At 39.0% G+C, this 8,214-nt stretch carries 9 protein-coding genes; 5 read left to right on the forward strand and 4 right to left on the reverse strand.

Annotated features, from left to right (window positions below):
* The first annotated feature begins 357 nt into the window (after nucleotides 1-357).
* The 5 genes from ACIQ0H_RS20565 to ACIQ0H_RS20585 all read left to right on the forward strand — a co-directional run bounded on the left by ACIQ0H_RS20565 (nucleotide 358) and on the right by ACIQ0H_RS20585 (nucleotide 5,439).
* On the forward strand, nucleotides 358-1,707 hold the full coding sequence (locus ACIQ0H_RS20565) for an APC family permease (protein WP_403419006.1): 1,350 nt from the start codon (nucleotides 358-360) through the stop codon (nucleotides 1,705-1,707).
* 455 nt (nucleotides 1,708-2,162) lie between these two features.
* Nucleotides 2,163-2,732 carry an alkyl hydroperoxide reductase subunit C gene (gene ahpC / locus ACIQ0H_RS20570; protein ID WP_403419008.1) on the forward strand — a complete coding sequence of 190 codons (570 nt, stop codon included), beginning with the start codon at nucleotides 2,163-2,165 and terminating at the stop codon, nucleotides 2,730-2,732.
* Nucleotides 2,733-2,950: 218 nt separating this feature from the next.
* The gene (gene ahpF, locus ACIQ0H_RS20575) at nucleotides 2,951-4,483 is read left to right on the forward strand and encodes an alkyl hydroperoxide reductase subunit F (protein WP_403419010.1); all 1,533 of its coding nucleotides are present in this window, start codon (nucleotides 2,951-2,953) and stop codon (nucleotides 4,481-4,483) included.
* Nucleotides 4,484-4,643: 160 nt separating this feature from the next.
* Nucleotides 4,644-5,126 (forward strand): DUF2798 domain-containing protein, encoded by a 483-nt coding sequence (locus ACIQ0H_RS20580; protein WP_403419012.1) that lies wholly within the window; start codon nucleotides 4,644-4,646, stop codon nucleotides 5,124-5,126.
* A 121-nt stretch (nucleotides 5,127-5,247) separates the two neighbouring features.
* Nucleotides 5,248-5,439, forward strand: coding sequence for a hypothetical protein (locus ACIQ0H_RS20585; protein ID WP_403419014.1), 192 nt, complete (start codon nucleotides 5,248-5,250; stop codon nucleotides 5,437-5,439).
* A gap of 73 nt (nucleotides 5,440-5,512) precedes the next feature.
* Here ACIQ0H_RS20585 and ACIQ0H_RS20590 read toward each other — a convergent pair whose 3' ends face one another.
* The 4 genes from ACIQ0H_RS20590 to ACIQ0H_RS20605 form a co-directional block, all read right to left on the reverse strand.
* Nucleotides 5,513-6,079: a hypothetical protein gene (locus ACIQ0H_RS20590; protein WP_403419016.1), complete on the reverse strand. Its 567-nt coding sequence runs from the start codon at nucleotides 6,077-6,079 to the stop codon at nucleotides 5,513-5,515.
* 324 nt (nucleotides 6,080-6,403) lie between these two features.
* Nucleotides 6,404-6,784 (reverse strand): SET domain-containing protein, encoded by a 381-nt coding sequence (locus tag ACIQ0H_RS20595; RefSeq protein ID WP_403419017.1) that lies wholly within the window; start codon nucleotides 6,782-6,784, stop codon nucleotides 6,404-6,406.
* 28 nt (nucleotides 6,785-6,812) lie between these two features.
* A complete protein-coding gene (locus ACIQ0H_RS20600) occupies nucleotides 6,813-7,895 on the reverse strand; it encodes a CotH kinase family protein (protein ID WP_403419070.1) in 1,083 nt (360 codons plus the stop codon).
* A gap of 100 nt (nucleotides 7,896-7,995) precedes the next feature.
* Nucleotides 7,996-8,214, reverse strand: a 219-nt coding sequence (locus ACIQ0H_RS20605) for a hypothetical protein (RefSeq protein ID WP_403419019.1), incomplete at its 5' end; no start/stop codon positions are given.

Genomic DNA, 8,214 nt, shown 5'->3' on the forward strand with positions numbered 1-8,214 from the left:
AAAATCAGTGTACAAGTTATTGAACAAGCCGCTACTTAAGAAATTTCAGGAGTCAGTAAAGATGCCAGCGAGATGATTTTTACATGAATTATGTAAGATATACAATCCGTTTTAAAGAAGGAGTTCTTTCCGGGGAATGGGAAGATAAGTTCTACACAACAAATTCATAAAAAGTCAGTAGGCTCCCTGGCATCTTACTAACTTTTTATGAATTCTAGTAAACCATTTATTAAAAAAGCTATGGATGTAATCATCTAGATCCTATTTTTGGTGAAAGGTTAAATCAGGCAAAGGAGGGGAGTACTTCACATGTCGAATGTACGGAAAGTAGATAGAACACTGACACTCATTCCAGTTGTGTTGTTTGGTTTTTCATTTATGGGGTTAACCACAGCTTTTACTACATACGGTATTGCGGCTAATACTTCCCACGGTGTGGTTCCTGGGGCGATGATCATTGCTACAATGGTGATGATGTTTACCGCATACAGTTATGGGAAAATGGCAGTCGCATTTCCATCTTCCGGATCTGCTTATGTTTACACGCAAAAATCACTCAATCCTGCTGCAGGATTTCTTGTAGGATGGGTGATCTTAATGGATTATTTATTTATGCCGATGGTAAATTACTTGGCTTTTGGTATCTTTTTTTCAGCGGCCTTTCCCGCAATTCCAAACTACGTTTGGATTGCAGGTATGCTGATACTTGTCACATTTATCAATGTCAGAGGTTTGAAGTTTGCTACTAGTATAAACGCATTCATAACGATTTTTGCATTCCTTTTCATCCTTATATTTATAGGTTTTTCGATTAAGGAAATTTTCATGGAAGCAGGTACAGCCGCTCTTTTATCTTTTGAGCCGTTCTTTAATTTGAACGAATCATTTACATATACAATAGCTGGAGCAGCATTATTATGCTTTTGTTTCCTAGGGTTTGAATCAGTGACAGCGTTTTCAGAGGAAACAGTGAACCCGAAAAAAACAATACCACGAGCTGTTATTATAATTACCATTGGTGGTGGGTTAATCTTTACATGTGTGTCATATTTCTCGCATCTTATTTGGCCAAACTACCTAACATTTAATAATTCTGAGGCGGCTGCTTACGAAATTATTAAACATGTTGGTGGCAAGGCGATGTACTCCGTATATCTTGCACTTTATGCTTTCGCAGTATTGGGTAGTGCCATGGCATCCCAGGCAAGTGCTTCACGAGTCCTTTTTACGATGGGGCGAGATGGCCAGTTTCCTAAAAAGTTCTTTGGTGTTTTACATCATAAATACAAAACACCTGTAAATAATATCATGTTAATTAGTTGTTTTTCTCTTCTTGCTTTATTTTTGAGTTTAGAGCTTGTCGCATCATTTATTAATTTCGGGGCGTTTCTGGCGTATACTTGTGTTAATATTGCTGTAATTGCTCATTATTACATTAGAAAAAGAGAACGTTCGCTAAAAGGAACGATCTTATATTTAATCATTCCTGCTATAGGAGCTGCCCTTGATATTTTGCTACTTGTGAATCTTGATGTGCACTCAAAAATACTTGGAGCGAGTTGGTTACTAATAGGTTGCATTTATTTATTTAGATTGACCAAAGGATTTAAAGAACAGCCGCCTGTATTGAAAATCGAAGACAACTATGACATGGATTTAAAAGATCGCAATGCTTATAAAGGTAACGGTCAAACTTCTCTCACATAGAAATCAGAAATCCATCTGGATATACCCACCAAAATCACGCTAAATACGAAGGACTCTCATCAATTCGCTGAATTGTTGAGAGTCCTTTTTTAATTTCCTTTAATAGAGTAGTTTGTGTATTCTTAAATATCAGTTAACCGATAATGTATCCTATCAATTGAGAATGTAAAGGTTTCATAAGCATTAGGCTTTTCTTTTTAAAAGCTGAGAAATAGAATATAAGTAAGCGGACAACAGTATGGTATCTGCCAATACTGACACAGAAAGAAAGACATTGTCGAAAATCGAAGTGATATTGTTGACAAAAAATAAAACTTATATAATAATGAATATGTAATTAGAATTATTATAGATAAGGGACGGTAATTAGATTATAGTGATTACCACCGTTTAGGCTTAGGTGATCTGGTCTAAACTATCTATGCAAACCACATACACTAGGAGGAATATTTATTATGTCATTAATTGGAAAAGAAATTCTACCATTCAAAGCGTCAGCTTACAATAGCGGTAACGGTGAGTTCATCGACCTAACTGAAGAAAACCTGAAAGGTCAATGGAGTGTCGTTTGCTTCTACCCAGCAGACTTCACATTCGTTTGCCCAACTGAACTTGGTGACCTTCAAGACCAATACGCAACACTTAAAGAACTAGGCGTTGAAGTTTACTCTGTTTCTACAGACACACACTTCACACACAAAGCTTGGCACGATCACTCTGATACGATCAGCAAGCTTGAATATATTATGATCGGTGACCCTTCACAAACGATTTCCCGTAACTTCGATGTGTTGGACGAGGAGTCAGGTCTAGCTGATCGCGGTACATTCATCATCGATCCAGATGGTGTTGTACAAACAATGGAAATCAATGCTGGCGGAATCGGACGCGATGCAAGCACGCTTGTTGATAAAATCAAAGCAGCACAGTACGTTCGCAACAACCCAGGTGAAGTATGCCCGGCAAAATGGAAAGAAGGCGAAGAAACACTTAAACCAAGCCTTGACCTTGTAGGGAAAATCTAACTTCAAAGCAACAGGATAATGGGGGCAGTCCTCTTCCTTTCTAGGGATAGGGGCTCCCTTCATTTTTTAAAAGGTTTCGGTGGATGTCCTAGATGTTGAATTGAGGCCAGTACGATACTGGTCAATGTCGCGTATTTAGATCGCGTTCCTTAATTCAATTCAAAATCTAAGGCAATCACGCCGAGTTGTGTTTAGTAAAATACAAGTTAGGGAGTAGGATGAATTTGTTAGATGCAGATATAAAAGCACAATTAGCCCAATATCTTGAGTTGATGGAAGGCGATGTGCTACTTAAAGTGAGTGTCGGGGAAGATAAGGTTTCGCGTGAAATGGCGGGGCTAGTGGATGAGTTAGCCACGATGTCATCTCGTATTAAAGTAGAGTTAGTGGATTTAGAAAGAACACCTAGCTTTAGTGTCAATCGTATCGGTGAAGATACGGGCATTACATTTGCGGGTATCCCACTTGGACACGAGTTCACTTCACTTGTACTTGCTTTATTGCAAGTGAGTGGTAGGGCTCCTAAAGTAGATGAAAAAGTAATTGAGCAAGTGAGAAATATTAAAGGCGAATATCACTTTGAATCTTATATCAGTTTGAGCTGTCAAAACTGTCCGGAAGTTGTACAAGCACTTAACGTGATGAGTGTGTTAAACCCTGGTATTACGCATACGATGATTGACGGCGCGGCGTATAAAGATGAAGTAGAAAGTAAAAAAATCATGGCGGTTCCGACGGTACATCTAAATGGAGAACCATTCTCCAGCGGACGAAAATCGCTCGAAGAAATCTTGGCTGAATTGGGAAGCGGACCAGATGCATCAGAATTCGCTGATAAAGAACCGTTTGATGTACTCGTTGTTGGCGGTGGACCAGCGGGTGCAAGTGCGGCTATTTATGCGGCACGTAAAGGGATTCGAACTGGCATTGTTGCTGATCGTTTCGGCGGTCAGATTTTAGACACAGCCGCGATTGAAAACTTTATCAGTGTGAATCGCACGGAAGGTCCTAGACTTGCAGCAAACCTTGAGGAACACGTGAAAGAGTATAACGTTGATGTGATGAACTTACAGCGTGCAAAACGTTTGGAAAAGAAAGATCTTATTGAAATTGAATTGGAAAACGGTGCCGTTCTAAAGAGTAAAACCGTTATCCTTTCAACAGGAGCACGCTGGCGTGATGTTGGCGTACCTGGAGAGGCTGAATTTAGAAATAAAGGGGTCGCTTATTGCCCACACTGTGACGGTCCATTGTTTGCAGGTAAAGATGTTGCTGTTATTGGTGGGGGTAATTCTGGTGTCGAAGCAGCGATTGACCTTGCAGGGATCGTCAACCATGTGACGGTGCTTGAATACGGAGCTGAGTTAAGAGCGGATTCTGTTTTACAAGAGCGTCTGCATAGCTTGCCGAATGTAACCGTCTTGAAAAATGCTCAAACAAAAGAAATCACGGGTACGGATAGCGTTAATGGTATTACGTACCTTGATCGTGAAACAGGCGATGAAAAGCATATCGAACTAAACGGTATCTTCATCCAAATTGGTCTTGTCCCGAATACGGATTGGTTAGGTGACGCAGTTGAACGCAACAAGGCTGGCGAGATTGTCGTGGATAAGCGTGGCGCAACGAATGTCCCTGGTGTGTTTGCTGCAGGAGACTGTACGGATAGTGCATTTAAACAAATCATTATTTCTATGGGGTCAGGTGCGAGTGCTGCTTTAGGAGCATTCGATTATCTAGTCCGCAACTAAATAGTAAAGGAACAGGTCGAAAATGGGCCTGTTCTTTTTTTGTGTCCTCCACTTTCTCCTTTCCTATTCTTCCTGAGAATGTTCACAAATACGTCACTTATGTAAAAAAATATAGCCATATATAATTACAAGTATTCTCTTTAGGAAAGGAAGTTTTTATTTGCCTAGTAACAAAAAAGAAGGCATTATGTATGGTCTGTTTATGTGTTTTGGAATGGTTTTGATTATGTCGTTTTATAACACTGCTTTACACGGATTTTCAACGATTACAGTGTGGAGTGCAATGATCCAATTTGTCATTACATTTATCGTCGCTTTCATTGTGGAGGGTTTCGTTGAACCGAGAGCGCGTAAACTAGCGTTGTCGCTACCGTATGATAAATCGAAAGAAATTAACTTTATTGTGGCGATGGCTTTTTGTATGGTGCCAATGATGGTTCTGATTATGTCGGTCTACGGACTTGCTTTATCGTCACTATTGGTAGGCATTGAAGGTTCTATCTTCATCGCTTACCTGAAAACTGTTGGTCTAAACGTTATCGTGGCACTGCCATCACAGTTATTGATTGTTGGACCAATCTCACGTAGATTATTAGCTAAATATAGTAAACCATCGTCACGAAAGCAGGAATTAAATGTGTGAAAACAAGTAAACTCCTTTGGGAGAATTGCTTATTGACAGATCCTTTTTTCAGGCGTACTATTTACTTTCGTAAACGCAAATAGTCATTTCGTTTAAAATCATAACTTTAAAGGTGGAAACTATGGAGAGCCGTTGCCGGTATGTGATTAGTGCTGTTGGAAAAGGCGGAGAAACCTATTATACCTCTTGTGACAATAAGCAAGAGTTGAAGGAATGGATTGCAGATAACCAGGAACAACTTGTGATGGATGAATTGAAAATAATTGATAAGAATAAAAACCCATTGTTAAAATGGTTATCTTTTAAAAAATAGATTCAATCCGAAAAACACCTTTTTTACGGAAAAACTCCGTAAGAAGGTGTTTTTTGTCTTTTCAATCGACACGCTATTTTCGCATTAAGATTGGCTTGATCTTAAGAAGAATCAATAAACCTAGCTCCATCCAGACCCAACTATAAAGATAAGAAAAGGTGAAAATAATAAGCAAAACCGTGAGATTGTGCGTTGAAGAAACGGTTGACCCGAAAATGGGAAAGCCGAATACGTACAACGGGATGCAGATCCCTATACATAATAGTAGACTATTCGTTATCGCAATTTCCGAGCGCTTGTTTAGCGTATGAAACGTCCATCCCAACCCCAGTCCGAGTAATCCTGTAGTAAAGGGGAAAATAACTAACTCGCTGGGCACCGTCACTACTAACAAACAGATGGTTACTAGATAGGTAAAAATACCGGATCGTAGTGATAGCAATGCGACTAGCAATATAGGGGCGGTTGCGAATGGACTAATGGTATATCTAATCACGGGTGAAACCCCGCCAGCTGATTGCAAAATAGCCGCAAGCGCTGCCATTAATGCCATAAGCATCAACTTTTTTGTAGGCGACCAGCTATTAAGAATTCGATGAATGTCATGTGGATGTGATGGGATAGAGTTTATAAAAGTCATGGTCCTTCTCCCTTTCGTTTAGACCTACAACTGTTCGACATCTCTCAAATGGCAAGTTCTCTTTATATCATATTGAAAAGAAAGTATTCTGTGACTGTTAGGGGTACCGGATAGTTGAGCGCTTGACTAGGTTGATAAGGAACATAGAGAGGTGATAGGTGTCTATGTCTGAACAAAAAATCTGAAGTCAAGCCTATTCAACTCAAAGACCGTGCACAGTCAAAAGAAAAAAGCAACCACGAAACTAAATGGCTACTTTGTTCTGAATGCTTATGAATTGTTATGATGAGTATGGTCACCTAAAAAGTCCATTTTCCTTTTTATTTATTCTATTACATCAAACCATAATGGAGATTTATCTTCAGAGTCTTCATTGTAATTTATAGTAATTTCCTTACCATCCTTAATGTCATCTATTGCAAAAAAGTCAATTGACAAATTCTCTATATTATAATTATACGTCGCATTTGGAGCATAGGAGTGATTAAATAGCGATCCATATCCTAGAGCAATTGCTGTACAATCGTTACCTTCATCCCAAGTGTAGCAGTAATCAAAAAGTACGGTCTTTTTCAAATACTTCCATTCATTTTTAGATGATATTAATACAGGAGATACCTCTATGAGTTCACCTGCTTTAATATCTCGAGTAGCATATATCCCTCTGCCATACTTACCAGTATCTTTGATACATATAGGTACCACAGTGTACCTCCTTTCAGCAATCTTTCATTCAAAAATTGAGCAATTGGTTTTTCAAATAGTTGTTGCGGTCGCGAATGAATTGACAGATAAAATCGGGTTCACTGTCAAATAAATCAATAGTATTTCTTTTATATGGATCAAGAAGAATGTGTGGTCGTAAGGCGTCATGAAGATCAACTATTTTATTTTCCATATAGTCAACTGTAAACTTGGTTTCCAAAATTTCCTCTAAGATGTTTCTGTAAAGTATACGGAATTCTGGCACCCTCATGAGGAGGTAGCACAGGTGATTGCTCTTCTTACCATCAATAGGAATGTAATTGTACTGCATGATGCCTCCGCTAATTTTACGACCCCAAGTTCCATCATAATCCCAAGGAATGATCTCAAATAAACCCGTCCCACTATTGCGATACAGCGCATAGTTATGAGTGAATCCATCGTTATTCATTGAGCAAACAGCTCCAGCGAGCCAGCGCAAAAATGAATCAATATTGATATACCGGGAAATTTCATCTGGAAAATCAGAAAGAGGTATGGTGTTGATTTTATTTATAAATTCTTGAAGGAAATCATTGTCTGATTGGATTCCAAACGCTCGTTGATAACCCGAAAGAAGCGAATCTTTCACCTTTTCATCTCTCAACAAAGAAAAGTTGGCGTTATTGTTGACTGCATAAAAAATAGGACCCCTAGGGAGACCTCTCTTTTTTAAGAAAAACTCATCAACAGACTCCAACTGTAAATAGACCCCTTTATGGGAACCATTTCGAGATAAATTAATATGTTGACTTTGTGGTGATAAAACACCGAGGTCATGGAAGAAGTCGAAAGAAAGTTTATTTCGGATAAGAGAAGGGTCCCTGTACTCTGCATTTAGATGAATTTCGCGGCCCCCTGAGAATACTTTTGGATTGATGAACTCAATCCGATAAGATCTTTTACGAAATTTCCGTGTATAAGAGCCTCGATAGGCAAGATCGATATCATATGTGACACCTTCCGCCATCAAATCAGCAGGAACAGGGTCATTGTTCCATAAATCGCGCCGTAATTCTTCTAAATTCTCGTCTTCGATTTTTAAAGAATAAGATGGAATTAGATAGGACATAAAATCTCTTTCCCTTCTATTATTCAATCCGTTTATCTATTTATATGCCACCGACTGTTTGATAATAATAAACGCTTCCGCATGATCATTGAGTGATTGATCACGCGGAAGTAATTAATTTAAGTTCGTTAACGCCGTCTTTTACGTCGACTTTTACGTTGACATGATGTCGACGAACTTGATGTCGAAGAACTTGATGACGAAGGGCATGTCGACGTAGAACTTTCACATCGACATGATGATGATGATGAACCTGACGACGAAGAACATTTATGTCGACTTGATGATGAAGAACCTGATGACGAAGAACATTTATGTC

The sequence above is a fragment of the Sporosarcina sp. NPDC096371 genome (assembly GCF_044762865.1).
In the GTDB taxonomy this organism is placed as follows: domain Bacteria; phylum Bacillota; class Bacilli; order Bacillales_A; family Planococcaceae; genus Sporosarcina.

Coding starts and splice junctions, on each gene's coding strand:
- ACIQ0H_RS20585 (WP_403419014.1), top strand. CDS start 5,248: ATGGAGAGCCGTTGCCGGTATGTGATTAGTGCTGTTGGAAAAGGCGGA.
- ACIQ0H_RS20590 (WP_403419016.1), bottom strand. CDS start 6,079: ATGACTTTTATAAACTCTATCCCATCACATCCACATGACATTCATCGA.
- ACIQ0H_RS20600 (WP_403419070.1), bottom strand. CDS start 7,895: ATGTCCTATCTAATTCCATCTTATTCTTTAAAAATCGAAGACGAGAAT.
- ahpC (WP_403419008.1), top strand. CDS start 2,163: ATGTCATTAATTGGAAAAGAAATTCTACCATTCAAAGCGTCAGCTTAC.
- ahpF (WP_403419010.1), top strand. CDS start 2,951: ATGAATTTGTTAGATGCAGATATAAAAGCACAATTAGCCCAATATCTT.